Consider the following 22,996-nt stretch of genomic DNA (forward strand, 5'->3'; position numbering starts at 1 on the left):
TATGACAACAGAACTCACCGTCCTCGCCCTCGCGGCCCTGTTGCAGGTGGTGCAATTCGTCCTGATGGCGGTCCCCGCCAACATGGAGCTAGGCGTCGGCAAGACGCTCAGCCCCCGCGATATGCAGCGTCTGAAAACCCCGCTGATGGATCAGGCCTCCGTCAAAACCGGCCGCCTTAACCGTGCCTTGATGAACCATTTCGAGGCGCTGACCCTCTTCACCATCGCCGTGATTGTGGTCACCCTAGGGGACCAATCTAGCGCCGTGACGCAAACCGCCGCATGGGCCTATCTTGCAGCCCGCATCCTATATGTTCCCGCCTATGCCTTCGGGTGGGTGCCGTGGCGGTCGCTCATTTGGGCGGTTGGGTTCTGCGCCACAGTGGTTATGTTACTCGCAGCGCTAATCTAAAATCTTGTACACGCGAAACGCACGAAAAATACAAACGGCCTAACGCCTTAAGGAGACCCTCATGCCCAGCTACGACGTCATCATCATCGGTTCCGGCCCCGGCGGCTATGTCTGCGCCATCCGCTGCGCGCAGCTGGGCCTGAAAACGGCCGTCGTCGAAGGGCGGGAGACGTTGGGCGGCACCTGCCTGAACGTCGGATGCATCCCGTCCAAAGCGCTGCTGCACGCCTCCCACATGCTGCACGAGGCAGAGCACAACTTTGCCGCGATGGGGCTGAAAGGCAAAGCGCCGTCGGTCGATTGGAAGCAGATGCTGTCCTACAAGGAAGATACAATCGGGCAGAACACCAAGGGCATCGAATTCCTGTTCAAAAAGAACAAGGTAGACTGGTTGAAAGGCTGGGGGTCGATCCCCGAGGCGGGCAAGGTCAAGGTCGGCGACGATGTGCATGCCGCCAAGCACATCATCATCGCGTCAGGCTCCAAAGTGTCGACCCTTCCAGGCGTCGAGATAGACGAAAAGACCGTGGTGTCCTCCACCGGCGCGCTGGAACTGGGCAAGATCCCCAAGAAGTTGATTGTCATCGGCGCAGGCGTCATCGGGCTGGAATTGGGCAGCGTTTACAAGCGTTTGGGGTCCGAGGTGAAGGTGATCGAATTTCTCGACGCCATCACCCCCGGCATGGATGCCGAGGTTCAAAAGACCTTCCAGCGCACGCTCAAAAAGCAAGGCATCGCCTTCCAGATGGGGGCCGCCGTTCAGGGGGTCGAGGTCAAGAACAACAAGGCCAAAGTCACCTTCAAGCTGCGCAAAGACGACAGCGAGCATGTGGAAGACGCCGACACCGTGCTGGTGGCCACCGGTCGAAGCCCTTACACCAACGGGCTGGAATTGGAGGCGCTGGGCGTCGAGATGTCCAAGCGCGGGCAAATCGTGACGGACGGCCATTACGCCACCACAGTCAAAGGCATCTACGCAATCGGCGACTGCATCGACGGGCCGATGCTGGCCCATAAGGCCGAAGATGAAGGCATGGCGATTGCCGAAATTCTGGCCGGTCAAAAGGGCCACGTGAACTATAATGTCATCCCCGGGGTGATCTACACCCACCCCGAAGTCGCTTCTGTCGGTCAAACCGAAGAGCAGCTGAAGGAGGCCGGTATTGCCTATAACGTCGGCAAGTTCTCCTTCATGGGAAACGGCCGGGCCAAGGCCAATTTCGCGGGTGACGGCTTCGTCAAAATTCTTGCCGACAAGAGCAGCGATCGGATTTTGGGCGCGCATATCATCGGACCGATGGCGGGTGACCTGATCCATGAGATTTGCGTTGCGATGGAATTTGGCGCCGCCGCAGAGGATCTCGCGCGGACCTGTCATGCGCACCCAACCTATTCAGAAGCGGTGCGCGAAGCAGCTCTCGCCTGCGGGGACGGGCCGATCCACAGTTAACCTTGTGGTAACACCGGCTCTTGCGGGTTTCTGAGGAGGCAGTCTTCGCGATTGCCGCCTCTGTTTTGCAAGTCGACAAGGGGGCTGTCACCCAATTTCTCTTTGGCCTGCTCGTCCGACAGAAACAGACCAAGACCAACGTCGAAATAGCAACCGTCCTCGGACTCGAAAAGCTCCAGAGAGGTAAGGAAGGGGCCGGTTTGTAGCTCCTTGGCCCAGTGCGAAGCCTCAATCTGTTGCACCGTGCCTTTCAGGTCTTCCAGCGATTCTTCGGTGATTTGCACGATATTGAACCGATTGGCTGCGGCATCTGTCAGCGTATTCACCGCAGAGATGCCTTCATCAGGGAACGTGTCGGAAAGTCGGTTCAGCGTCTGAATGGAATTTGAAAATTCCTCTGAAAACGACCCGAAATGGCCAAGGGCATAACTTGCTTCCTGCGCCGCCATGCGAATTCTGAGATATCCCAGATCAATGATCTTTTGCGCATCGGCGATGCCTTGCGTGAGGTCCATCTTGTCGGCTTCCAGCGCTACGATGTCATTCGACAGCTGCGTGCGCTGCGTGTCGAAATAGCCGCTGACCCAGGCGGTAAAAACGCCGGCGAGGGCAATTAGGACCGGGGTCATGCTTCCCAGATATCCGGGGCGTTTCCACCACGACAATGACACTTGTTCAATCTCGGCACGCAGCTTTTCGTTCTCCAGCCGCTGCCGTTCCAAATCCAATTCTTGTGTTGCTGCTTCAAAATCCGTCATCGCGCCACCTCGCCGCAAATGGGGGCACTGTACCCCATCACCGCGCAATCTTCTAATGGTTGGCCGATCGCAGACCCAAAGGTTCCCCGCGGGGAACCCGGAAAGGAGTTGTTAAGCACTGATTTCGTTGAGAAATTCTGGACGTCGTTAACGTCTCGTTTACGAAGTATCCAAGGTCACTGCGCCAGCATGCGCAACCCTTGTGTAACGTCAGCGCGCACCGTCAGCCTGACGCCGGGCTCGTCGCCCGCCTTTAGCGCCGCCACGATACGTTTGTGATGTTGTGGCGTAGTGGTGCGGTTCAATCGTCCGTACAGGTCGCACATGGTGGGCCCCATTTGCAGCCAGACGGTTTCAGCCATGGCCAGCATCGCAGGGGCCTGGGCGCGCAGATAAAGCGTGCGGTGGAAGTCGAGATTCGCCCGGATATAGCCCGGCGCATCATGGCGCGCGATGACCTGCGCAATCGTGCTGTTGATGCTCTCCAGCCGTTCGATCAACGCAAAATGCGCGCGAGGGATGGCGCGGGCGGCCAGCTCGGGCTCCAAGAGCGCGCGGATGGCGGCAAGTTCTTCGATCCGCTCATTGGACAGCTCTGGCGTTGTGATGCGGCCCGACGAGGACAGTGACAGCGCCCCTTCCGCTACCAGACGGCGCACCGCTTCGCGGGCCGGGGTCATGGAGACGCCGAACTCCTTGCCGATGCCGCGCAGGGTCATGGCTTTGCCCGGCTTGACCTCGCCATACATGATCTGACTGCGCAGGCTGCGGTAGACCATGTCATTGGCCGCGCCGGTGGGTTGGGAGGTTTTGGATTGGATCAACATGGGGTCTTTGTGATCACAACCGCCCCCATGGTCAAGCGCTCAGAACTGGAACCGGTGCAGCGCACCGCCATTGTCGCGCAACCATTTGCGATGGGCTTTATACCCCGGCATCACGGCGGCAACATTTGCCCAATACGCGGCTGAATGGTTCATCTCGGCCAGATGGCAGACCTCGTGCGCGGCGACGTAGTCCAGCACCTCAACGGGGGCGAGGATCAACCGCCACGAATACATCAGATTACCCTCCGACGTGCAGGACCCCCAGCGGGACCGGGTGTCTCGCAATGTAATCTTGCCAAACTCCCGCCCGATCAGGCCGGCGTAATGCTGCGAGGCTGCAGACAAACGGTCCCGCGCGAGGTTTTTCAGAAACGCCCTTATGCGCGGCGCGGTTTTGTCTGCGCCATATGGCACTTCGACCCAATGTGGATGCAGTTTGACGACGCGGGTTGCGGTCTCGACGATCTGGCGCTCGGCCCCCTCGATGGGGATCATCGCGCCGGGCTCAACAACTGCCAAGTCAGGCTGCTTGTCGAGGTGCTTTCTGATCCACCCCTCTTTTTCGCGCAGAAACCCCTGCGCCTCGGACGCGGATGAAAAGCGCGGCAAGGTCAGCGACACTTTGCCGTCCACGCCCGAGATGCGCAGCGACAAACGCTTCGCGCGGGCGGAGCGTTTTACATTCACGTCAATCGGGGGCTGCCCAAGCTGGATGATCTGCGTCACCTACGCCTGCTCCTACATGTTGCAATCTGATAATAGGCCCTTATTTGCCCTGTGCAAACTAGGGAAAGGCTTTACACGCCTGCGCCCTTGTGGCAACTGGCTCCAACCTGTTTAAAAACACCGCATATGAGGACGATCATGCCCAAAGAAGAATGGGGCGTAAAACGCGTTTGCCCGAACTGCTCGGTCCGGTTTTACGATCTGCAGAACGACCCGATGACCTGCCCGTCCTGCGCGCATGAGATGACGCTTGAAAGCCTAACCGGCAACAAGTCCCGCACCATGAAGGCCGACAAGGCCGACGCACAGAACAAAGACAATGCCGACGCCGTCACCGATGACGACGAAGTGGTTTTGGATGACGACGCGGAAGATGACGCGGATGACGTCGATCTGGGTGACGACGTTCTGGATGATGACGACGACGACACCGTCAGCCTGGACGAGCTGGCCGACGTGGCATCGGATGACGACGACGATTCCTAAGTGGTTTCGTCAGACAAGATTTGGCCGCGCGGGCCACGGATTTTTTGCTTGAACTGATCCGCCGCGCCGCCTAAACCACCCCTCGCGGCTATCGCCGCTTCAGGGCCCTTAGCTCAGCTGGGAGAGCGCCTGCATGGCATGCAGGAGGTCAGCGGTTCGATCCCGCTAGGGTCCACCAACTTCCCCAGATTCCGGTTTTCATGGCGCTGGACGCGGCTTCTTTGCACCGTCATTGTGCCGCCATGGAACTTAGCAAAAATCCGTTCACCCACGCCATTGCGGCGGGGCAGAAACAAGTCGGTCTGTGGGTCACGCTTTTGGGCGGCTTTCAGGCCGAGGTCGTGGCGGCATCCGATTTCGATTGGGTGGTGCTGGATATGGAGCATTCGCCCAATGACATGCAATCGGTGCTTGGCCAGCTGCAGGCGTTTGAGCGCAGCGGTGCCACGGCGCTGGTCAGGCCGCAGACCAACGATCCGGTGCTGGTAAAGCGGCTTCTGGATTTGGGCGCGCCGGGGCTGGTCTTTCCGATGGTGCAGACGGTTGAGGAATGCGAATTGGCCGTGGCCTCGACACGTTACCCGCCACGCGGGATGCGCGGGTTCAGCGGCTCGCATCGCGGCAACCGGTTCGGGCGGATCAAGGATTATGCGACCAAGGTCGAGGATGAGACGACCGTCATTATTCAGCTTGAAACCCGCGAGGCGATTGAGCGAGCGGAGGAGATTGCCGCTGTTGACGGGGTCTCTGGCATCTTTTTCGGCCCCGCCGATATTGCGGCGGATATTGGACTGTTGGGCCAACCAATGCACCCCGACGTGTGGGAGCTGATTTGGACGACAGCGTCCAAGCTGATTGCCAAGGGCATGCCCGTGGGCACGCTGGTCGTGGACGGGCCTTTTGCCAGCAAGCTGCTTAACGATGGCTTCACCTTTGTGGCCTGCGGCACCGATGCCGCGATTCTAAGCCGTGGCGCGGATGCGCTAGCAGCCTCGGTGAAAGAGACGCTTTAACCCGCCCCCTATCAAACACAAAAAGGCCCGGCGGGTTTCCCCCTGCCGGGCCTTTTTTTTGTTCGCGCCCGGCGTTATCCCCCGCCCATGACCCGCGGCAGCCAAAGCACGAGTTGCGGGAATGCCAAGAGCAGGATGAGACCAAAGAGCTGCACCAGCATGAATTGCATCATGCCCAGGTAGATGTCCTTGAGATCCCAATTGGGCACGACCCCCTTCAGGAAGTAGGCCGACAGCGCCACGGGCGGACTGAGCCAGGCCGTCTGCAGGTTCACCGCCACAAGGATGCCGAACCAGACCATCAGGTCGTAGCTGCTGAGCCCATGGATATCGAGCGCCTGCACCGTTGGCAGCAGAATCGGGACCACGATCAGCACGATCGGCACCCATTCCAGCGGCCACCCCAGAAGGAAGATCAGCGCCATCACCAGAAGGAGGACCAAGAAGGGCGCCATATCGAGCCCCAGCAATATCTCGGTCATCATACGTGGCGTGCCGAGCGCACTAAACTGTGCACCGAAGAAGTTGGACGCCGCGACAAGGAACATGATAAGAACCGTGATTTCGAGCGCTTTGATCAAGCTGTCGAAGAAACCGGGGAGCGTGAACTTACGATAGGCAATGGCCAGGATGATGGCACCGAAGGCCCCCATCGCCGCCGCTTCAGCCGGGGTTGCGAACCCAAACAGGATCGAGCCCAGCGCGAAGGAGATCAGGATCGTTGGCGGCATCAGGCCAGCGAAGAACTCGTCCCACAGGTCGGAGAAATAGAAGCCGCCTTCGGCCTCCTTGCTGTAGATCGGCCGCCCAAGGATCGCGAGTAGCACGATGAAGGCGCTGAAGACCATGCCCCAAACCGAAATGCCACCACCTGCGACCAGCGACAGGTAGAGGTGGAAAACAACCGCGACAGGCACCATGACCCGCAGGACCGCGAGCTTGCGGTAGGCCGCATAGACTAGGCCCAAGGCTATGATAAGCCCAAAGAGCCCGCCAAACGGCACCACCGTGCCAAGCGCGCCGCCCATGCCCAGCCCAAAGACGCGGCAGACCGTCAGGATGCCCAGGCAGATCAACGCCACCTCGGCCCCGTAGAACTTGGAGGTTTCCGGCTGGTCTTCTTCCGACAGGATCGGACCAAGGCTCGGGTTCAACCAGCAGCGCCCCAGTGTGTAGATCAGGTAGAGTGAGGCCAGAAGTGCGCCGGGGATGAACGCGCCGCGGAACAGATCGAGCGTGGAGACCTCAAGCACCGGCCCCATGACGATCAGCATGATCGAGGGTGGGATCAAGATGCCCAACGTACCACCCGCGGTGATCGTACCGGCAGCCAGTTTTACGTCATAGCCAGAGCGGCTCATCGTGGCCCCGGCCATGATGCCAAGCAGCGTCACCGACGCGCCCACGATGCCGGTTGCCGCCGCGAAGATGGTTGACACGATCAGCACCGCGATAAACAGCGCCCCGCGCACGCGGGCCATGATCATCTGGATGGAGGCGAAGAGCCGTTCCATCAGGCCTGCGCTTTCCATCACGATGCCCATCAGCACGAAGAGCGGCACCGCCATCAGCTGGTCGTTCAGCATGGTGGAGTTGGTGTTGAGCGTCATCAGCAGCGTCGTCAGCTTGAAGTTCGACCCCCAGATACCGAAGACGAATGCCAGGAATATCAGCGTGAAGGAGATCGGGAACCCGATGAAGATCACGAACAGCATCGCGCCCAGCATGATCAGCCCGATGATTGGCTTATCCAGGTTCGGGCGTGCGCTCATAATCTCGGTGAACCACGCACCGCCCGGGATGACATCGGGCAGGAAGATCGCCAGCGACAGCCAGATTATGAAGACAGCATAGACGGGGAGGAAGCGGACAAACCACTTCTCCCGTTCTTTGCCCATCTTATGGAAGGCCCGGAAAATTTCGGGCAGGCCTTGCAACAACAGCAGCACGCCGCCGATAGGCATGGCCAGACGCGCGGGCCACAGGATCGGTTGCCATGCACTGTCGAGCGCCAGCCGTTCGCCGGTCTCATAGGACAGGAACCAATATTGCGACGCAACAACGGTAAAGAAGATCATCGACGGGATGAAGAACAGAAGATAGGCGACAGCGTCCACGGTCGCTTGGGTTTTGTCCGACCAGAAGCGATAGATAAAATCGGCGCGGATATGCACACCGCGCATAAGCCCGTAGCCCGCGCCGGCCATCCACAAGACACCGGCGATCATCCGGCTGAGATCGTAAGCTTGCAACGTCGGGCCAAGGCCCATCGAGCGGGCAAAATCTTCGTATCCTGCGTTCTGCAGGATGATGAAGGAGTTCCGCGAAAAGACCTCCCAGACAACGATCGCAATCAAGGGGACCATCATCAATGCGATGATCTGACCGGCCCGGTAGTTAATCACGTCGATCGCTGCGGTGATCGGGCGTTGCCACGCAGTCATATCAGCCGGAGTTTCGCCAGGGGCTTCAGCGCGCCGCTCGGCGATCAATTCATCCGCGATCTCCAGATCTTCTGGATTCGGTTCATCTGCCATGTGGCGGTCCCTCCCGTGGACATGGATTTGATATCCATGTTCTTAGTTTCGAAACGTCCGATGCTGAGGGCGCTTGGAAAGAAAGAACGAGCGGGCCCCCGGAAGGGCCCGCTCTGACCTGAATTACTTCAGTGTGTCTGCAAACGCGCGACCAAGGTTCGCGTTCGATGTCTGAGCACCGGCCCAGAATGGAACGGCGATCTTGGCGAACTCTGTCTGAGACGCCCAAACTTCTGCGAAGAACTCGTTCTCGTCAGCAGCAGCTTGCAGCGCTTTGGTCGCAGCAGCGGAGTACTCGGTGAAGTAGTCAGCTGGTGTGTCCTCAAGGATAACACCGTGGTTCTCGGTGAGGTCCTTCAGCGCTTTACCGTTTTCGTAGATACGGTAGGACAGCGATTTCGACAGCGACGCGGTAGACGCAACTTCGAGCGCTTTTTGCTCAAGCTCGGTCAGGCCGTTGTAGAAGTCTTTGTTCACATACATGTCTGCGTTCACGGTGACCTGGTGCAGGCCTTGCAGGTAGTAGTGCTTCAGCACTTTCTGGAAACCAAACACAGAGTCAGGCTTCGGGCAGCACCATTCAGCCGCGTCGATTGTGCCTTTTTCCAGAGCTGGCAGGATGTCGCCGCCGCCCATAGCAACAGCAGGAACGCCGATGTCAGCGTAAGCCGCGCCAACCATGCCTGGAGGGGCCCGGAAACGCATCTGGCGGAAGTCATCCATGGATGTGATCGGCTCTGGGAACCAGCCAAGGGCCTCTGGGCCAACCGGCTGCAGCATGAAGCCTTTGACGTTTACGCCCATTTCATCCCACAGACGGTCATACAGCTCTTTGCCGCCGCCAAACTGGAACCAGCTCAGGAACGCGATGTTGTCGAGACCAACACCAGCACCCGCAACAGGAGCGCCGAAGAGGTTGGCTGCAACGTGCTTACCGCCCCAGTAGTGTGTCCAGGCAAAGCCACCTTCGACCAGGCCCGCGTCAACCGCGTCCATGATGTCGCGTGGGCCAACGACAGCGCCGGCCGGCAGCACTTCGATGGTCAGCGATCCGCCTGTGAGCGCAGCAACGTCTTTGCCGAACTCATTGAGCATGACCACTTCGTCAGCAGTATTTGGCAGAACTGACTGGATACGCAGCACTTTTTCCGCCATGGCGCCAGTCGCCATCAACGCGAGGCCAACCGCACTGGCAGTTAGAGTTTTCAAGTTAAACATTAGGTCCTCCCTTAAGGTCCAAGCCTTCTTCTTCTGTTCTAAGCCGGCCAATGAAGGCATATTGCCCGGCGTATGGTTCAACTCTGGCAGGATGCCCCACCATAAGCGAATTGAATTCTTTCCCTATGTACCCTTTTCCGATTGGCTTAATGCCCCTTTCCGGTAGGCCATCCCTCCATAAGTCCAAGCCAAGGGCCCACGCCGATATTCACATCGACCACGCCGCGGTAGAACATCTCCCCCGCAACGTAGACGAGCACGATCAACCCGACCCACGATATCCAAGGGTACTTCGTTAGCAACTTCATAATAAGCGTGGCCGCAAAGGCCATCAGCACGATTGCGAGACCCAGCCCAAAAACCAGCATGGTCGTGTCGCCATCCGCAATGGCCGCAACGGCCAAAACATTGTCCAACGACATGGACACATCAGCGATGGTGATGGAAATCAGCGCCGACATCATCGTTTTTCGCGGCGGGCCAGTGTAGCCCTGTTCGGGATCATCAGCCATTTCCATGGCCTCCTCCGCATCGTCATGCGCTCCACCCTCGCGAATTTCGACGAAGAGCCTCCAGCACACCCAGAACAGCAAAATCGACCCAACAAAGAGGATACCTTTGATCCCCAGAAGGCTGGTTGCCACAATGGCGAACAGGATCCGCAGCACGGCGGCAATGATCATGCCGTAGAGGATCGCTTTTTTGCGCAGCTCCGGCGCAAGACCCGCCGCTGCCATGCCAATGATCAAAGCGTTGTCGCCAGAAAGGATCAGGTCGGCAATGATGATTTTGCCGAAATCGAGGATCGTATCCATATGGTCAGGCCATTTCTTTCGTTGGTGCGGCGGCGCCTTTCTCGGCGTCCTCCAGGATGAGGTCGGACGCCTTCTCGCCGATCATGATCGACGGTGCGTTGGTGTTGCCTGACACAATGATTGGCATTATGGAAGCATCCGCAACGCGCAGCCCCTCGATGCCTATGACTTTTAGGCGTGGATCAACGACCGCAGCGTCATCTACCCCCATTTTGCATGTGCCGGTCGGGTGGTAGATCGTCGTTGACGTGTTGCGCACCCATTCGAGGATTTCGTCGTAGTCGTCGCTGACGCCAGGCCCCGGCTGATGCTCTTCTGTGACGTACTGCGCGATGGGCGCGGTACCGGTAATCCTTCGGGTAATCCGCACCCCTTCGACGATAGTGTCGCAATCTGTCTTTGTTGCCAGATAGTTAGGGTGAATTTTCGGGTAGTCCCGCATATCCGCAGAGGCCAGCTCCATATGCCCGACGCTCTCCGGGCGCAATTGCAGCACCGATGCGGTGAACGCGGAAAACTTATGCGCGCCCTCGTCGATTTTGTCGGCCGAGAAAGGCTGGATGTGAAACTGAATGTCCGGCACTTCCAGATCCTCACGGGTCTTCAGAAAGCCTGTGCCAAGGCTGGCCGCCATGGCCATCGGGCCGCCACGGGTCGCGATGTATTGCAGGCCGATCATCGCCTGCTTGAAGTAACTCGACACCTCCGTGTTGATCGTCGGAAGGGACGTCTTGTAGACGGGCCGCGCCTGAAGATGGTCCTGCAGGTTTTTCCCTACGGCCTTGTTTTCATGGACCATTTCGATGCCAAGCGGCTTCAACTCATCCGCCGCACCGACGCCCGACACCATCAAAATCTGCGGCGAGGCCAGTGCGCCCGCAGAGAGGATGACCTCCTTGTTGGCCTTCATCGTGATCTGCTGGCCGTTGTGGTTGGCGATCAGACCCGTGCAGCGCTTGCCGTCAAATGTCAGCTTCTCGACCGCACAGCGCGTCAGCACAGTCAGGTTCTCGCGCGACTTGGCCGGGTTCAGATAAGCTACGGCGGAGGAACAGCGGCGACCATTGCGGGTGGTCAGCTGGAACAGCGACACGCCCTCTTGATCCGCGCCGTTGTAGTCTTTGGCCCGCTTGTACCCGGCATTCACCGCCGCCGTCAGCCAGTCGTCAACGCATTGGCGTGTGACAGTGGTATCAGAAACGGACAGAGGCCCGTCGCCGCCACGCAGCTCGTCTACCCGAGTGCCATTTTCGTAATTCTCGGAGCGTTTGAACAGCGGAGCGACGTCACTCCAGCTCCAACCGGTATTCCCGAGCTGGCGCCAGCCATCGTAGTCCTGCGCCTGACCGCGCACATAGAGCAGCCCGTTGATAGAAGATGAGCCGCCCAGAACCTTGCCACGCGGCCACTTGAGCGACCGACCATTCAACCCAGGGTCAGCCTCGGTTTCGTACATCCAGTCCGTGTTTGGATTGGACATGGTCTTGAAGTAGCCGACCGGGATGTGGATCCATGGGTAGGTGTCTTTGCCACCCGCCTCCAAGACCGCTACTTTATATTTGCCATTGGCCGAAAGTCGGTTTGCGAGAACGCAACCAGCGGAGCCTGCACCTACGATGATGAAGTCAAAGTCCACTCACTTCCTCCCAAAAGCGATAAATTTTTAAAAATTGGGACTTGAAGTCCCGTTTTTATACTGCATCATGGAACTATGAGTCGCACAAGCGAAAAATGTTCACGTTCGATTTGGGAGGATCAACATGGGCGACGGGAGCCGAATTCCGACGAACCTGCGCACCCTGCTTATTCTGGAAGCGGTAGGCCTTCAATCTGAACCGATGTCGCCCGCTGAGATCGGGCGGGCCATTGGACTACCAAAGCAAACCACCCACCGACTGTGCAACACCCTTCTAGAAGAAGGGTTCTTAATGAGAGATGAACGCGCACGCGGGCTGCGCCCCGGTCGGCGTGCACGTATGATGGGTGCGGGTGTTGTGCACAGCTCCTCCAGCCATGTCGCGCGGCATCAGGTGTTGCAGGAACTGGCGCGCGAAGTTGGCGAGACCGTGAACTTCGTCGTGCCGGAAGACCGCGGGATGTCATATCAGGACCGGGTAGAGACCGACTGGCCGTTCCGCATCCAGCTGCCAATTGGTACGAATGTCCCCTTTCATTGCACCGCGTCGGGCAAGACATACCTGGCCTCCCTTCCCAAAGCTGAGCGCCGTCGTCTGGTCCATGTTATGCATTTGGAAAGACACACCGAGTCCACGATCACTGATCCGGACACCTTCCTCGATGAACTGCAAGACATCGCGCGCCAAGGATACGCGCTGGACCGGTGCGAGTATTTTGAAGGCATGGTGGCTGTTGCCGTCCCCATATTGGACCCCACCGGCCGGTACTGCGCCTCTGTTGCGTTCCACGCGCCGGAACAGCGCATCAGCATTGAACTCGCCGAAACCAAGGTTGGTGTTCTTCAAGCCACCTCGCGCAAACTGACCGAGACTATCTTTTCATCCTAAGCTGAAGGGAACGGCGCATGTCCATAACGCTGCTGCGATCCCTTATTGCCGTGGCAGAGACCGGCAGCTTTGCGGCCGCATCCGCACGGGTAAATGTCAGCCAAGCCGCCGTGGGGCAGCAGATGAAACGGCTGGAAGAAAGTCTGGGCGTCACCTTGTTCGACCGTGACCGAAAAACCCCGAAGCTAAACCCACTGGGACAATCGCTGATCCCCAAAGCACGCGACGTTGTGCAGGCCTATGACGGCCTGCTGGACGACCTGACGGGGGAAGCGCAGCTGTTTGGCGAAATGACCCTTGGGGCCGTCCCCTCAACTTTACGCGGCTTGGTCCCGCGCGCCGTAAAGCAATTGGTCGCCGCCTATCCCGGGCTGCGCATTCGCGTTGTGCCGGGCTTGTCGGATGACCTATCGGAACAGGTCGAACGCGGGGCGTTGGACGCCGCGCTTTTGGGACCGTTCGCCTCGCAGCGAGACACTATGATGTGGCAACCCGTGGCAGGCGAACCGCTGGTTCTGATTTCAGCCCCCGACATTGTGGGGGATGACCCAAAAGCTCTGCTGACATCGCACCCCTACATTCGCCACACCCGCCGGGCGGCCGCGGGGCGGCTGGCCGACGACTGGATTGTCCGCCAAAAGCTGACGGTCACGATCGCGATGGAAATGGAAACCCTGGAGGCCGTCGCCTCCATGGTGGCGCATGGGCTGGGGCTGTCCGTTGTGCCGGACATCTGCGTGCCGGACCCCACCTTTTCAAGCCTGCGTAAGCTGCCCTTGGCCGGGGCACCTACGCGTGAATTGGGTCTGCTGACACGGACTGACTGCCCCAAGCGACGCTTGACGGACCGGCTGCTGGAAGAGGTCGCCAGCGTTGTCGCCACGCCGACGCTGGCCAGCTAAGGTCCGGTCCACTGTCACCCCGTCTCAAATGAGCTGATCCTGACCAACAACGCTGCGCGGTCCAGCACGTTGATCTGCCCCCTTGCCATCGAGATGAAGCCGGCGTCACGCAGCACCCCAAGCTCACGGTTTACCGTTTGGCGTGAACATCCAGCGACGGTTGCCAGATAGGACTGGCTCAACCGCAGGTCAGAGCGTCGCGCCGACAGTTCATGCAGGTAGGTACAGATACGTTGTTCCGCCGTGTAGAACTGATGCACAGCCTGATTGCGGTTATCGCGCTCCAGAAGATCATGAATATAGCCCGCAAAATTTCGCACAAAGGCCGGGCAAGACAGCTGCTGATCCAGCCGGGCCTTGGAGCAGAACAACAGCGTCGTTCTTGGAAGAGCCTTGCAACTGGCCGCATAGGGCCGTTCGGCAATTGCCTCGACCACGCCGAGAACATCGCCTGTGACCGACACGTAAACGACCGCCTTGTTCCCGTCTTCGCTGACGTAGGAGACCTCGACAGAACCGTCGGCCACAAAAAGCAGCCCCGATCCTATGTCGCCTTGGCTTAGGATCGTTGTCTTGGTCCCGAATGTGCGCAGATTGCAGTCATCCACAAACTTGGATCTGGCCGCATCTGACATGCCAGCCAACAGTCCGCATGACAATAAATGCGGGAACCGTTTCGAATGCTTCATGGCTGAAGCATTCAGCCACCTCAGGAAAAATGCAACTCGTTACCCTACCCGAGGCAACGATAGGGCGATTCTCCGCGCGACCTTGTCGGATAGCCGACAGTCCCGTCAGGTTATTGAGCATGGGCAGCAACCCGACTTAAGCAAAGCTTTACATAACCTAAAATCAGTTTGATTTGCCTTCGCGTTGCTTTTGAATGATATCAGGGCAAATTCACCCTCCGAGGAGCCATCCCATGTCCGTCAATGACAAGATCGTGGACGCGTTTGCCCGCCACAAGGTCGAGTTCATCACCACCGTGCCCTGCAAGCAGCTGGGCGGCGTGATCGAAAAATGCGAAGAGCATCCCGACATCTACCACATCCCTTCGAACAAAGAGGATGAGGGCATGGGCCTGTGCGCAGGCGCCTTTATGGGCGGCAAGCGGTCGGCCATCATCATGCAAAACACTGCAATCGGTGTGACGATCAACACGCTGGTCACCCTGACACAGTATTATCGCATGCCACTGCCGATGCTGATCAGCTATCGCGGGGAGTTGGGTGAGCCCGTGGCCTGCCAAGCGGAAATGGCCGTGCACACCAAAGCACTGCTAGCGCAGCTCAACATCCCGACCTACCACTTCCACGAGGAAAACGACGTCGAAGAGTTCGACAAGATCCTTGAATACACCTTCATGTGCAACAAACCGGTCGCCATCCTGACCGACGCCTCTTTCTGGAAAGGGTACTAATCATGATCCGCTCTGACATTCTGAAAGAACTGGCCCCGACCATCAAAGACACCCTGACTGTCATGAACATTGGCCTGCCAAGCCAGGAAATGCACATGATCGACGACCAGCCGTCCAACTTCTACATGCTGGGCACCATGGGGCTGGCGTCGTCCATCGGGCTTGGCCTTGCGCTTGCACAAAAGGAAAAAGTGCTGGTTGTGGATGGCGACGGGTCGGTTCTGACCAACATGGGCACCCTGCCGACCATCGCCAACAACGTGGCCGACAACTACGTGCTTCTGATCATCGACAACGGGTCCTACGGATCGACCGGCGACCAGCCGACCTATGCGGGCAAGCTGACCAAGCTGGAAAAGGTAGCCGAGGCCTGCGGCTGTGAGAACGTTGTCACCTGCAAAGCAGAAGACACCGTGCAAGCCGTCAAGGACGCGCTTGCGGGCGACAAGATGACCATCATCGTGGCCAAATGCGAAAGCGGCAACATCAAGGTGCCGGTGATCACCATGGACCCCGTCGTGATCCGTCACCGCTTCATGGAAACCATCAAAGAGCGGAACGCCTGAGATGAAGAAAGTCGTTATCTCCGAGTTTATGGACGAAGCCGCAGTGGAGGACCTGCGGGCTGACCATAACGTGGTCTATGACCCGACACTTGTGGATGACGGCGACCGCCTTCTGGCGGAACTGGCCGACGCCGAAGCGATCATTGTCCGCAACCGCACGCAAGTGCGCGGGGCGCTGTTGGGAGGCGCGCCCTCCTTGCGGGCGGTGGGTCGCTTGGGCGTCGGCCTCGATAATATTGACCTCGACGCCTGCAAGGCGGCGGGGATTTCGGTGCATCCGGCCTCTGGCGCGAATGACCTGTCGGTTGCGGAATATGTGATCACCTCGGCCGCGATTTTGCTACGGGGCGCGTATCTGGGCTTTGACCGGATGATCGCGGGCGAATGGCCACGTCAGGACATGTCTGGGGGCGAGCTGTCAGGCAAGACGCTGGGATTGGCCGGTTTTGGGTCCATCGCGCGGGAAACTGCCAGCATGGCACGAGCGCTGGGGATGACGATCGCCGCCATGGACCCGTTCGTTCCGGAAGGTGACGCGGCATGGGACGGTGTGGCGCGGCATGAAGATCTGGCATCACTGGCGGCCGCATCTGACGTGTTGTCGCTGCATGTGCCGCTGACTGACGGCACCCGCGATATGGTCAATGCAGACATCCTGACTGCAATGAACCCCGGCGCGGTCGTTGTTAACGCCGCGCGCGGCGGCGTTGTCGATGAGGCGGCCCTCGCTGCGGCATTGCGCAACGGGCAGATTGCTGGCGCCGCGCTTGACGTCTTCGCCAGCGAGCCGCTGACAAAAGAGGACGGAGCCAAATTCAAAGGCCTCAGCAACCTGATCCTCACACCGCATATCGCGGGTGTGACGGTCGAATCCAACACGCGCGTGTCGGCGCTAACCGCGAAAAACGTCCGTAGCGCGCTCGCTTAGCTGACCTTCTTCACCTTCTTAAGAATGACTCGAACGCGTTTCAGATGGCGAGGCTTTTGCAGTGCCGCCGCGCTGATTTTGATGCCGCCCCAATGCCGGACTGCTGCAAGACGCGGCTAGATGCCTGAATTTTAGGCAAGTGGCGGTCGGGCAGCCGCTATTTCGAGTCCAAAATGTTGTGTGTCCGGGGCGTATGCGGTTTGATCCGCCGCCAAGGAGACCGTCATCAACACGCTTGCCAACAGCCCAACCGTCAGCAAACAACCGCGCGCGCGGGGCGGTTTGAAGCTGTCGGCCAAACTGCGCGGCGGCCGGTCCGCGTTGGGCGACCTGCGCCAATCCGGGTCCTTGCGCGCCTTGTTCCCCCGCTCCGCGGCGGCCGCGCTAAATGCGGTAACATTGAATTGCGCGGGCGGCATGACGGGCGGTGACCGGTTTGATATCGCGGCTGAAGCCGAGGCCGGTGCGACATTGACGCTCACGACCCAAGCTGCAGAGCGCATATACCGTGCGACCGGACAACAAACTGCACATCTGCGAACCCGGCTCTGCGTCGCTGCGGGGGCCCGCATCAATTGGCTGCCGCAAGAAACCATCCTATTTGATCGATCTCGCTTTGCGCGCCGGACGGATGTCGAATTGGCGGGTGATGCCAGCTACCTGATGGTCGAACCTCTCATCTTTGGCCGCACGGCCATGGGGGAGCATCTTCGGTCGGTCCATTTCAACGACAGATTGCGCATTTACCGAGACGGACGTCTTTTACACGCTGACGCGACCCGTTTGCTTGGGGATGTCGAAACTCACCTTCAAGGCGCCGCGATCTGCCGGGGCGGCCGTGCCATGGCGTCGATCGTTTTGGTGCATTGTGATGCTGGCAACCACCTTTCTGCCATGCGCGACATGATTGGCACGAATGGCGGGGTCAGCCTCAAAAGCCCTGACCTGCTGGTGATACGGTTGATAGCCGAAAGCTCCAACGCGCTCCGCCAGATTGCCATTCCCATCATAGCGCGCCTCTCAGGCGCAGACATTCCCAAACCCTGGACCCTTTGACCCATGCAGCTGACCCCTCGTGAAAAAGACAAACTCCTTATCTCCATGGCTGCCGAAGTTGCCCGCAGACGGCTGGCGCGCGGTGTGAAGCTGAACCACCCTGAGGCGATTGCTCTTATCACCGACGCCGTGGTCGAGGGCGCACGAGACGGGCGGTCGGTTGCCGACATGATGGAGGCCGGCGCGCAAGTCATCACCCGCGCGCAATGCATGGAGGGCGTCGCGGAAATGATTCACGACGTGCAGGTCGAGGCGACGTTCCCGGACGGCACCAAACTGGTGACAGTTCATAACCCGATCCGATGAGCCATGAGTATTTTTACCAAAACGAAGCCCGGCACGCAGACAAGAAGAGGCCGCTAGATGATTCCAGGTGAAGTATTTCCCGCAGCCGGCGATTTGGAGCTGAACGTGGGCGCAGAAGTGATTGTACTGTTGGTGGCCAATACCGGCGACCGCCCGATCCAGGTCGGGTCCCATTTCCACTTCGGCGAGGCCAACTTCGCGTTGGACTTCGACCGCGACGCCGCGCGGGGGATGCGGCTTGATATTGCCGCCGGAACCGCCGTGCGGTTTGAGCCGGGCCAGTCTCGCGAAGTGAGCCTGATCCCCATTTCGGGCGCGCGCCGCGTGTTTGGCTTCAACCAGAAAGTGATGGGGGACCTCTGATGCCTGCAACTATCTCCAGAGGCGACTACGCCGCGATGTTTGGTCCCACCGTGGGCGACAAGCTGCGGTTGGCCGATACCGACCTGATTATCGAGGTAGAACGCGACCTGACCACCTATGGCGAGGAGGTCAAATTCGGCGGCGGCAAGGTGATCCGCGACGGTATGGGACAATCCCAGGCCACCCGCGCGGCGGGCGCGGTAGACACTGTGATCACCAATGCGCTGATTGTGGACCACACCGGCATTTACAAAGCCGACATTGGGTTGAAAGACGGGCGCATCCACAAGATTGGTAAGGCGGGCAACCCGGATACGCAGCCGGGCGTGGATATTATCGTCGGGCCGGGCACTGAGGCGATTGCAGGCGAGGGCCGGATTGTCACGGCGGGGGGCTTCGACAGCCATATCCATTTCATTTGCCCGCAACAGATGGAGGACGCCCTGCATTCGGGGCTGACCACCATGCTGGGCGGCGGCACCGGCCCCGCGCACGGCACGTTGGCGACCACCTGTACGCCCGGTCCCTGGCATATTGGGCGGATGATGCAGGCTGTGGACGGCGTCCCGATGAATGTAGGGTTCGCGGGAAAAGGCAACGCCTCGCGTCCCGATGCGCTGGTTGAGATGGTGAAAGGCGGCGCGTGCTCGTTGAAGCTGCACGAGGACTGGGGGACGACGCCGGCGGCAATTGACTGCTGCCTTGGCGTTGCCGACGACATGGACGTCCAGGTGATGATCCACACGGACACCCTGAACGAAAGCGGGTTTGTCGAAAATACGGTCGCCGCCATGAAGGGGCGCACCATTCATGCGTTCCACACCGAGGGCGCGGGCGGCGGGCACGCCCCGGATATCATCAAAATCTGCGGCGACGCGAATGTGCTGCCCTCGTCCACCAACCCGACGCGGCCATTTACCGTGAACACATTGGAAGAGCATCTGGACATGCTGATGGTCTGCCATCATCTGGATAAGTCCATCCCGGAAGATGTGGCCTTTGCCGAAAGCCGCATCCGGCGGGAAACGATTGCCGCCGAGGACATTTTGCACGACATGGGCGCGTTCTCGATCATTGCATCCGACAGCCAGGCCATGGGGCGTGTGGGCGAGGTTCTGATCCGCACCTGGCAAACCGCCGACAAGATGAAGAAACAGCGCGGGCGACTGAGCGAAGAGACCGGCGAGAATGACAATTTCCGCGTGCGGCGCTACATCGCGAAATACACGATCAACCCGGCGATTGCGCATGGGGTTTCGCGCGAGATCGGCTCGCTAGAGGAAGGCAAACGGGCGGATATCGTCATCTGGAACCCGGCGTTCTTCGGGGTGAAACCTGAAATGGTGCTGATGGCGGGCTCCATCGTTTGCGCCCAGATGGGCGACCCCAACGCGTCGATCCCCACACCGCAGCCGGTTTATTCGCGGCCCATGTTCGGCGCGATGGGACGGGCGGTCGAAAAGTCGGCCGTGATCTTCACTTCAGCCGCCGCGATGGAAGAGGACGTGCGCGGACGGCTCGGACTGGCGAAGGAATGTCTGGCCGTTGAGAACACCCGCAACATCGGGAAAAAAGACCTTGTCCTGAACGACGCCCTGCCCAAGGTGGAGGTCAACCCCGAGACCTACGAAGTGCGCGCAGATGGGGAGTTGTTGACCTGCGAACCTGCAGAGGTGCTGCCAATGGCGCAGCGCTACTTCATGTTCTAAACTGACGGTTCGGCGCGGCCTTGCCCGCGCCGACCGGTTGGGGGCCTTGCCCCCAAACCCCCAAGGTATTTTTGAAACAATGATGGGGCTGGACCCGTTTCGAGAAGGAAAGACCATGCCGATACGAAACCGATTTGCTGAGTTGCACCCAGAGATCACTGCCTGGCGGCGGGATTTTCACGAAAATCCAGAACTAATGTACGACACGCACCGCACATCAGGGATTGTCGCGGAAAAGCTCAAAGGCTTTGGGTGTGACGAAGTTGTCGAGGGGTTGGGGCGCACCGGCGTTGTCGGGTTGATCCATGGCAAAGGCGGTTCCGGCGGCAAGGTGATTGCGCTGCGCGCCGACATGGACGCGTTGCCGATCCTGGAGGCGACCGGCGCAGATCATGCCTCGAAAACGCCGGGCAAGATGCATGCCTGCGGGCATGACGGACACACCGCCATGTTGCTTGGAGCCGCGCAATATCTGGCGGAAACGCGCAATTTCGAAGGGACGGTGGCCGTGGTCTTTCAGCCCGCCGAGGAAGGCGGCGCCGGGGCCGAAGAGATGGTGCAGGACGGGTTGATCGACCGTTTTGGCATCTCAGAGATTTACGGAATGCACAATTCCCCCATGGTGCCCTTTGGCGAGTTCGCCATCCGGTCAGGGCCGTTTTACGCGGCGTGCGATAGTTTCGCCATCAACGTGCGCGGCAAAGGCGGGCACGCGGCCCGGCCCAACAACACCGTTGATACGACATTGGTGGCCTCGGCCATTGTGATGGCACTGCAGTCGATTGTGTCACGTAACGCGGACCCACAGCAGCCGCTGGTGGTGTCAGTCACCAGCTTCCGGACCGAAAGCGAAAGCTTCAACGTCATCCCAGAACACGTGCGGCTGCAGGGCACCGTGCGCAGCTTTGACCAGGACCTGCGCGACGTGGCGCTCCAGCGCGTCAAAGACATCGCCCAGACCACGGCGCAAGCCTATGGCGGCATTGCCGAGGTGACGATGGACGAAATCCCTTACCCCGTTATGGACAACCATGCCCGGGAAACAGACCACTGCGTCGCCGCGGCTGACACGGTGTCGGGCAAGGTGAACGCGCAAGCCCCGCGCGTCACCGGCGGCGAGGACTTCGCCTATATGCTGCAGGCCTGCCCCGGCGCCTATATTCAGTTGGGCGTGAAGACCGAAGGCGGCCGCAACGCGGGTCTCCATCACCCCGAATACGACTTTAACGACGAGGTGATCCCACTTGGCTGCTCCTACTGGGTGACACTGGCAGAACAAAGGCTCGCTGGCTGAATGTTGGTTGCCTCAAAAATCGTGAAAGCCGGGGGCACCCGCAATTGCACCTTGAGCTACGAAGATCGCTTCCTGCGCCGCAAAGTTCTGACCAGCGATGACGGCACCCAGTTTCTGGTCGATCTGGCTCACACCACATCCCTGGAGGAAGGCGACGGCTTCGCTTTGGAGGATGGGTCCGTCATCAGCGTGCGCGCGGCACTTGAGCCGCTGCTGGAGATAACCGCCACCAACCTGCTGCCGCTGGTCTGGCACATAGGCAACCGCCACTGCCCCGCCCAGATCGAACAGGGCCGCGTGTTGGTGCAACCCGACCACGTCATCCACGACCTGATGAAGAAGCTGGGCGCAAAGGTGCGCGAAGTGAAAGAGCCGTTTACGCCGGAAGGCGGCGCATATGGACATGGGCGCACCCACAGCCATGCCCACTGACCTGTCCCCCAAACAGCTGATGACACTGACCCAATGGCTGTCGCCGGCGTTCCCCGTGGGGGCGTTCAGCTATTCCCATGGGTTGGAATTCGCGCTTCAAGACGGGATAGACCTCGAAAGCTGGCTCGAGGACGTGTTGCGCCACGGCGCGGGGTGGAATGACGCGATATTGCTCAGGGCCGCGTATAGCGGCCAAGTGGATGACGCGGACAGTTTGGGGCGTGCGATGTCGCCGTCTGCGGAACGCCTGCAGGAGACCACATTGCAGGGCGAGGCATTTTGTCGGACCTTGCGGGGCGCTTTTCAGTTGGAGATCGAGGGGCTGATCTACCCGGTCGCGCTTGGTGTGGCCGCTGCACATCGGGAAATGCCGGTCGCGCCGGTCGTTACGGTTTACCTGCACGCCTTTTTTGCATCAAATTTGGTGGCCTGCGCACAACGCCTGAGCGCGCTCGGACAAACGGACGCGCAGGCAATGATTGACAGATTGGGGGCCGTTTGCGCCGAGGCTGCGGCGGCCTCGGAGGATTGCGACCTGGATGACCTGGGCGGATCGGCGTGGGGGGCTGATGTGGCCTCTATGCAGCACGAGACCATGGGGACGAGGATATTTCAGACATGAGCAACTCTTTGAACGGACCCTTGCGGATTGGAATTGGCGGCCCGGTTGGCGCCGGCAAGACGTCGTTGACCGCCGCCTTGTGCCGTGCACTGCGCGATACGCATTCAGTCGCTGTCGTGACCAATGACATCTACACTCAGGAAGACGCCGAGGCGCTGGTGCGCATGCAAGCCCTACCCTCCGACCGCATACGCGGCGTAGAAACTGGCGGCTGCCCGCATACCGCCATCCGCGAGGACGCGTCGATCAACCTGGCGGCAATTGACCGCTTGAACGCCGATTTCCCAGATCTGGACGCGGTGCTGATCGAAAGCGGAGGCGACAACCTGTCCGCGACATTTTCGCCGGAACTCGCGGACCTGACAATCTACGTCATCGACGTGGCCGCCGGCGAAGAAATCCCCCGCAAAGGCGGGCCGGCCATAACCCGGTCAGACATTTTGGTGATCAACAAAACCGATCTCGCGCCACATGTCGGGGCGTCGTTGGACGTGATGGACCGAGACGCGCGAAAGATGCGCGGCGATCGCCCGTTTGTCTTCGCGCAGGTCAAACATGGCGACGGCATTGACGCCGTATTGGCCCATATCCGCGCAATCGGCGGATTGCGATAGCGTCGTTTCTGAACCGT

At 59.6% G+C, this 22,996-nt stretch carries 25 protein-coding genes, 1 tRNA gene and 1 pseudogene; 19 read left to right on the forward strand and 8 right to left on the reverse strand.

Translation table 11 applies throughout. The features are described from left to right. Position 1 precedes the first annotated feature (1 nt). Both Q0899_RS09015 and lpdA read left to right on the forward strand, forming a co-directional pair. On the forward strand, positions 2-412 hold the full coding sequence (locus Q0899_RS09015) for an MAPEG family protein (RefSeq protein WP_298296139.1): 411 nt from the start codon (positions 2-4) through the stop codon (positions 410-412). 61 nt (positions 413-473) lie between these two features. Next, positions 474-1,862, forward strand: coding sequence for a dihydrolipoyl dehydrogenase (gene lpdA, locus Q0899_RS09020; RefSeq protein WP_298296137.1), 1,389 nt, complete (start codon positions 474-476; stop codon positions 1,860-1,862). On the opposite strand, the gene Q0899_RS09025 is transcribed toward lpdA, so the two are convergent. The 3 genes from Q0899_RS09025 to Q0899_RS09035 all read right to left on the reverse strand — a co-directional run bounded on the left by Q0899_RS09025 (position 1,859) and on the right by Q0899_RS09035 (position 4,173). Then, entirely contained in the window at positions 1,859-2,620 is a 762-nt protein-coding gene (locus tag Q0899_RS09025) for a hypothetical protein (RefSeq protein WP_299192311.1), read from the reverse strand. The genes lpdA and Q0899_RS09025 overlap by 4 nt on opposite strands. Before the next feature lie 176 nt (positions 2,621-2,796). Next, a complete protein-coding gene (locus tag Q0899_RS09030; protein ID WP_298296133.1) occupies positions 2,797-3,447 on the reverse strand; it encodes a GntR family transcriptional regulator in 651 nt (216 codons plus the stop codon). 39 nt (positions 3,448-3,486) lie between these two features. Next, positions 3,487-4,173: a SprT family zinc-dependent metalloprotease gene (locus Q0899_RS09035; RefSeq protein WP_298355824.1), complete on the reverse strand. Its 687-nt coding sequence runs from the start codon at positions 4,171-4,173 to the stop codon at positions 3,487-3,489. Positions 4,174-4,311: 138 nt separating this feature from the next. On the opposite strand from Q0899_RS09035, the gene Q0899_RS09040 reads away from it, so the two are divergent. The 3 genes from Q0899_RS09040 to Q0899_RS09050 all read left to right on the forward strand — a co-directional run bounded on the left by Q0899_RS09040 (position 4,312) and on the right by Q0899_RS09050 (position 5,672). Then, a complete protein-coding gene (locus Q0899_RS09040; RefSeq protein WP_298296128.1) occupies positions 4,312-4,659 on the forward strand; it encodes a TIGR02300 family protein in 348 nt (115 codons plus the stop codon). A 102-nt stretch (positions 4,660-4,761) separates the two neighbouring features. Further along, positions 4,762-4,837 (forward strand) — tRNA-Ala (locus Q0899_RS09045). A 64-nt stretch (positions 4,838-4,901) separates the two neighbouring features. Further along, positions 4,902-5,672: an HpcH/HpaI aldolase/citrate lyase family protein gene (locus Q0899_RS09050; protein WP_299192314.1), complete on the forward strand. Its 771-nt coding sequence runs from the start codon at positions 4,902-4,904 to the stop codon at positions 5,670-5,672. Positions 5,673-5,746: 74 nt separating this feature from the next. Here Q0899_RS09050 and Q0899_RS09055 read toward each other — a convergent pair whose 3' ends face one another. The 4 genes from Q0899_RS09055 to Q0899_RS09070 form a co-directional block, all read right to left on the reverse strand. Next, complete coding sequence (locus Q0899_RS09055; RefSeq protein ID WP_298296124.1) at positions 5,747-8,209, reverse strand: TRAP transporter large permease subunit; 2,463 nt, start codon at positions 8,207-8,209, stop codon at positions 5,747-5,749. 123 nt (positions 8,210-8,332) lie between these two features. Further along, positions 8,333-9,427, reverse strand: coding sequence for a TRAP transporter substrate-binding protein (locus tag Q0899_RS09060; protein WP_298296122.1), 1,095 nt, complete (start codon positions 9,425-9,427; stop codon positions 8,333-8,335). Between the two features lie 146 nt (positions 9,428-9,573). Next, entirely contained in the window at positions 9,574-10,242 is a 669-nt protein-coding gene (locus Q0899_RS09065; RefSeq protein WP_298296121.1) for a TerC family protein, read from the reverse strand. Between the two features lie 4 nt (positions 10,243-10,246). After that, positions 10,247-11,878, reverse strand: coding sequence for a choline dehydrogenase (locus Q0899_RS09070; protein ID WP_299192317.1), 1,632 nt, complete (start codon positions 11,876-11,878; stop codon positions 10,247-10,249). 124 nt (positions 11,879-12,002) lie between these two features. Here Q0899_RS09070 and Q0899_RS09075 point away from each other — a divergent pair. The 3 genes and pseudogenes from Q0899_RS09075 to Q0899_RS09085 all read left to right on the forward strand — a co-directional run. After that, positions 12,003-12,167: pseudogene (locus tag Q0899_RS09075) on the forward strand (helix-turn-helix domain-containing protein); the annotation flags it as partial. A gap of 3 nt (positions 12,168-12,170) precedes the next feature. Further along, positions 12,171-12,767 carry an IclR family transcriptional regulator gene (locus tag Q0899_RS09080; protein ID WP_298297734.1) on the forward strand — a complete coding sequence of 199 codons (597 nt, stop codon included), beginning with the start codon at positions 12,171-12,173 and terminating at the stop codon, positions 12,765-12,767. Between the two features lie 17 nt (positions 12,768-12,784). Further along, complete coding sequence (locus Q0899_RS09085) at positions 12,785-13,669, forward strand: LysR family transcriptional regulator (protein WP_299192319.1); 885 nt, start codon at positions 12,785-12,787, stop codon at positions 13,667-13,669. A 14-nt stretch (positions 13,670-13,683) separates the two neighbouring features. On the opposite strand, the gene Q0899_RS09090 is transcribed toward Q0899_RS09085, so the two are convergent. After that, positions 13,684-14,304: a Crp/Fnr family transcriptional regulator gene (locus tag Q0899_RS09090; RefSeq protein ID WP_299192321.1), complete on the reverse strand. Its 621-nt coding sequence runs from the start codon at positions 14,302-14,304 to the stop codon at positions 13,684-13,686. Between the two features lie 287 nt (positions 14,305-14,591). On the opposite strand from Q0899_RS09090, the gene Q0899_RS09095 reads away from it, so the two are divergent. The 11 genes from Q0899_RS09095 (at position 14,592) to ureG (ending at position 22,979) form a co-directional block, all read left to right on the forward strand. After that, positions 14,592-15,089 carry a thiamine pyrophosphate-binding protein gene (locus tag Q0899_RS09095; protein WP_298296113.1) on the forward strand — a complete coding sequence of 166 codons (498 nt, stop codon included), beginning with the start codon at positions 14,592-14,594 and terminating at the stop codon, positions 15,087-15,089. 2 nt (positions 15,090-15,091) lie between these two features. Next, positions 15,092-15,655, forward strand: a complete 564-nt coding sequence (comE, locus tag Q0899_RS09100) for a sulfopyruvate decarboxylase subunit beta (RefSeq protein ID WP_298355807.1) — start codon at positions 15,092-15,094, stop codon at positions 15,653-15,655. Position 15,656: 1 nt separating this feature from the next. Continuing rightward, positions 15,657-16,583: a hydroxyacid dehydrogenase gene (locus tag Q0899_RS09105; protein ID WP_298296109.1), complete on the forward strand. Its 927-nt coding sequence runs from the start codon at positions 15,657-15,659 to the stop codon at positions 16,581-16,583. 282 nt (positions 16,584-16,865) lie between these two features. Beyond that, a complete protein-coding gene (locus tag Q0899_RS09110; protein WP_299192324.1) occupies positions 16,866-17,639 on the forward strand; it encodes an urease accessory protein UreD in 774 nt (257 codons plus the stop codon). A 3-nt stretch (positions 17,640-17,642) separates the two neighbouring features. Next, complete coding sequence (locus Q0899_RS09115) at positions 17,643-17,945, forward strand: urease subunit gamma (RefSeq protein WP_298296105.1); 303 nt, start codon at positions 17,643-17,645, stop codon at positions 17,943-17,945. Between the two features lie 57 nt (positions 17,946-18,002). Continuing rightward, complete coding sequence (locus Q0899_RS09120) at positions 18,003-18,308, forward strand: urease subunit beta (RefSeq protein ID WP_298296104.1); 306 nt, start codon at positions 18,003-18,005, stop codon at positions 18,306-18,308. Then, positions 18,308-20,017, forward strand: a complete 1,710-nt coding sequence (ureC, locus tag Q0899_RS09125) for an urease subunit alpha (protein WP_299192327.1) — start codon at positions 18,308-18,310, stop codon at positions 20,015-20,017. Before Q0899_RS09120 ends, ureC begins: the two co-directional genes overlap by 1 nt. Before the next feature lie 115 nt (positions 20,018-20,132). Next, positions 20,133-21,311, forward strand: coding sequence for a M20 aminoacylase family protein (locus Q0899_RS09130; RefSeq protein WP_299192329.1), 1,179 nt, complete (start codon positions 20,133-20,135; stop codon positions 21,309-21,311). Continuing rightward, positions 21,312-21,743, forward strand: a complete 432-nt coding sequence (locus Q0899_RS09135) for an urease accessory protein UreE (protein WP_298296098.1) — start codon at positions 21,312-21,314, stop codon at positions 21,741-21,743. It abuts the gene before it with no gap. Then, positions 21,715-22,365, forward strand: a complete 651-nt coding sequence (locus Q0899_RS09140) for an urease accessory UreF family protein (RefSeq protein WP_299192331.1) — start codon at positions 21,715-21,717, stop codon at positions 22,363-22,365. Before Q0899_RS09135 ends, Q0899_RS09140 begins: the two co-directional genes overlap by 29 nt. Further along, the gene (ureG, locus tag Q0899_RS09145; protein WP_298296094.1) at positions 22,362-22,979 is read left to right on the forward strand and encodes an urease accessory protein UreG; all 618 of its coding nucleotides are present in this window, start codon (positions 22,362-22,364) and stop codon (positions 22,977-22,979) included. Before Q0899_RS09140 ends, ureG begins: the two co-directional genes overlap by 4 nt. Positions 22,980-22,996: the final 17 nt, after the last annotated feature.

Source organism: uncultured Litoreibacter sp., assembly GCF_947501785.1.
In the GTDB taxonomy this organism is placed as follows: Bacteria; Pseudomonadota; Alphaproteobacteria; order Rhodobacterales; family Rhodobacteraceae; genus Litoreibacter.

What these genes read in the sequence shown, in the direction of transcription:
- Q0899_RS09015 (WP_298296139.1), top strand. Translation starts at nt 2, where the DNA reads ATGACAACAGAACTCACCGTCCTCGCCCTCGCGGCCCTGTTGCAGGTG.
- lpdA (WP_298296137.1), top strand. Translation starts at nt 474, where the DNA reads ATGCCCAGCTACGACGTCATCATCATCGGTTCCGGCCCCGGCGGCTAT.
- Q0899_RS09025 (WP_299192311.1), bottom strand. Translation starts at nt 2,620, where the DNA reads ATGACGGATTTTGAAGCAGCAACACAAGAATTGGATTTGGAACGGCAG.
- Q0899_RS09030 (WP_298296133.1), bottom strand. Translation starts at nt 3,447, where the DNA reads ATGTTGATCCAATCCAAAACCTCCCAACCCACCGGCGCGGCCAATGAC.
- Q0899_RS09040 (WP_298296128.1), top strand. Translation starts at nt 4,312, where the DNA reads ATGCCCAAAGAAGAATGGGGCGTAAAACGCGTTTGCCCGAACTGCTCG.
- Q0899_RS09050 (WP_299192314.1), top strand. Translation starts at nt 4,902, where the DNA reads ATGGAACTTAGCAAAAATCCGTTCACCCACGCCATTGCGGCGGGGCAG.
- Q0899_RS09055 (WP_298296124.1), bottom strand. Translation starts at nt 8,209, where the DNA reads ATGGCAGATGAACCGAATCCAGAAGATCTGGAGATCGCGGATGAATTG.
- Q0899_RS09060 (WP_298296122.1), bottom strand. Translation starts at nt 9,427, where the DNA reads ATGTTTAACTTGAAAACTCTAACTGCCAGTGCGGTTGGCCTCGCGTTG.
- Q0899_RS09065 (WP_298296121.1), bottom strand. Translation starts at nt 10,242, where the DNA reads ATGGATACGATCCTCGATTTCGGCAAAATCATCATTGCCGACCTGATC.
- Q0899_RS09080 (WP_298297734.1), top strand. Translation starts at nt 12,171, where the DNA reads ATGAGAGATGAACGCGCACGCGGGCTGCGCCCCGGTCGGCGTGCACGT.
- Q0899_RS09085 (WP_299192319.1), top strand. Translation starts at nt 12,785, where the DNA reads ATGTCCATAACGCTGCTGCGATCCCTTATTGCCGTGGCAGAGACCGGC.
- Q0899_RS09090 (WP_299192321.1), bottom strand. Translation starts at nt 14,304, where the DNA reads ATGTCAGATGCGGCCAGATCCAAGTTTGTGGATGACTGCAATCTGCGC.
- Q0899_RS09095 (WP_298296113.1), top strand. Translation starts at nt 14,592, where the DNA reads ATGTCCGTCAATGACAAGATCGTGGACGCGTTTGCCCGCCACAAGGTC.
- comE (WP_298355807.1), top strand. Translation starts at nt 15,092, where the DNA reads ATGATCCGCTCTGACATTCTGAAAGAACTGGCCCCGACCATCAAAGAC.
- Q0899_RS09105 (WP_298296109.1), top strand. Translation starts at nt 15,657, where the DNA reads ATGAAGAAAGTCGTTATCTCCGAGTTTATGGACGAAGCCGCAGTGGAG.
- Q0899_RS09115 (WP_298296105.1), top strand. Translation starts at nt 17,643, where the DNA reads ATGCAGCTGACCCCTCGTGAAAAAGACAAACTCCTTATCTCCATGGCT.
- Q0899_RS09120 (WP_298296104.1), top strand. Translation starts at nt 18,003, where the DNA reads ATGATTCCAGGTGAAGTATTTCCCGCAGCCGGCGATTTGGAGCTGAAC.
- ureC (WP_299192327.1), top strand. Translation starts at nt 18,308, where the DNA reads ATGCCTGCAACTATCTCCAGAGGCGACTACGCCGCGATGTTTGGTCCC.
- Q0899_RS09130 (WP_299192329.1), top strand. Translation starts at nt 20,133, where the DNA reads ATGCCGATACGAAACCGATTTGCTGAGTTGCACCCAGAGATCACTGCC.
- Q0899_RS09135 (WP_298296098.1), top strand. Translation starts at nt 21,312, where the DNA reads ATGTTGGTTGCCTCAAAAATCGTGAAAGCCGGGGGCACCCGCAATTGC.
- Q0899_RS09140 (WP_299192331.1), top strand. Translation starts at nt 21,715, where the DNA reads ATGGGCGCACCCACAGCCATGCCCACTGACCTGTCCCCCAAACAGCTG.
- ureG (WP_298296094.1), top strand. Translation starts at nt 22,362, where the DNA reads ATGAGCAACTCTTTGAACGGACCCTTGCGGATTGGAATTGGCGGCCCG.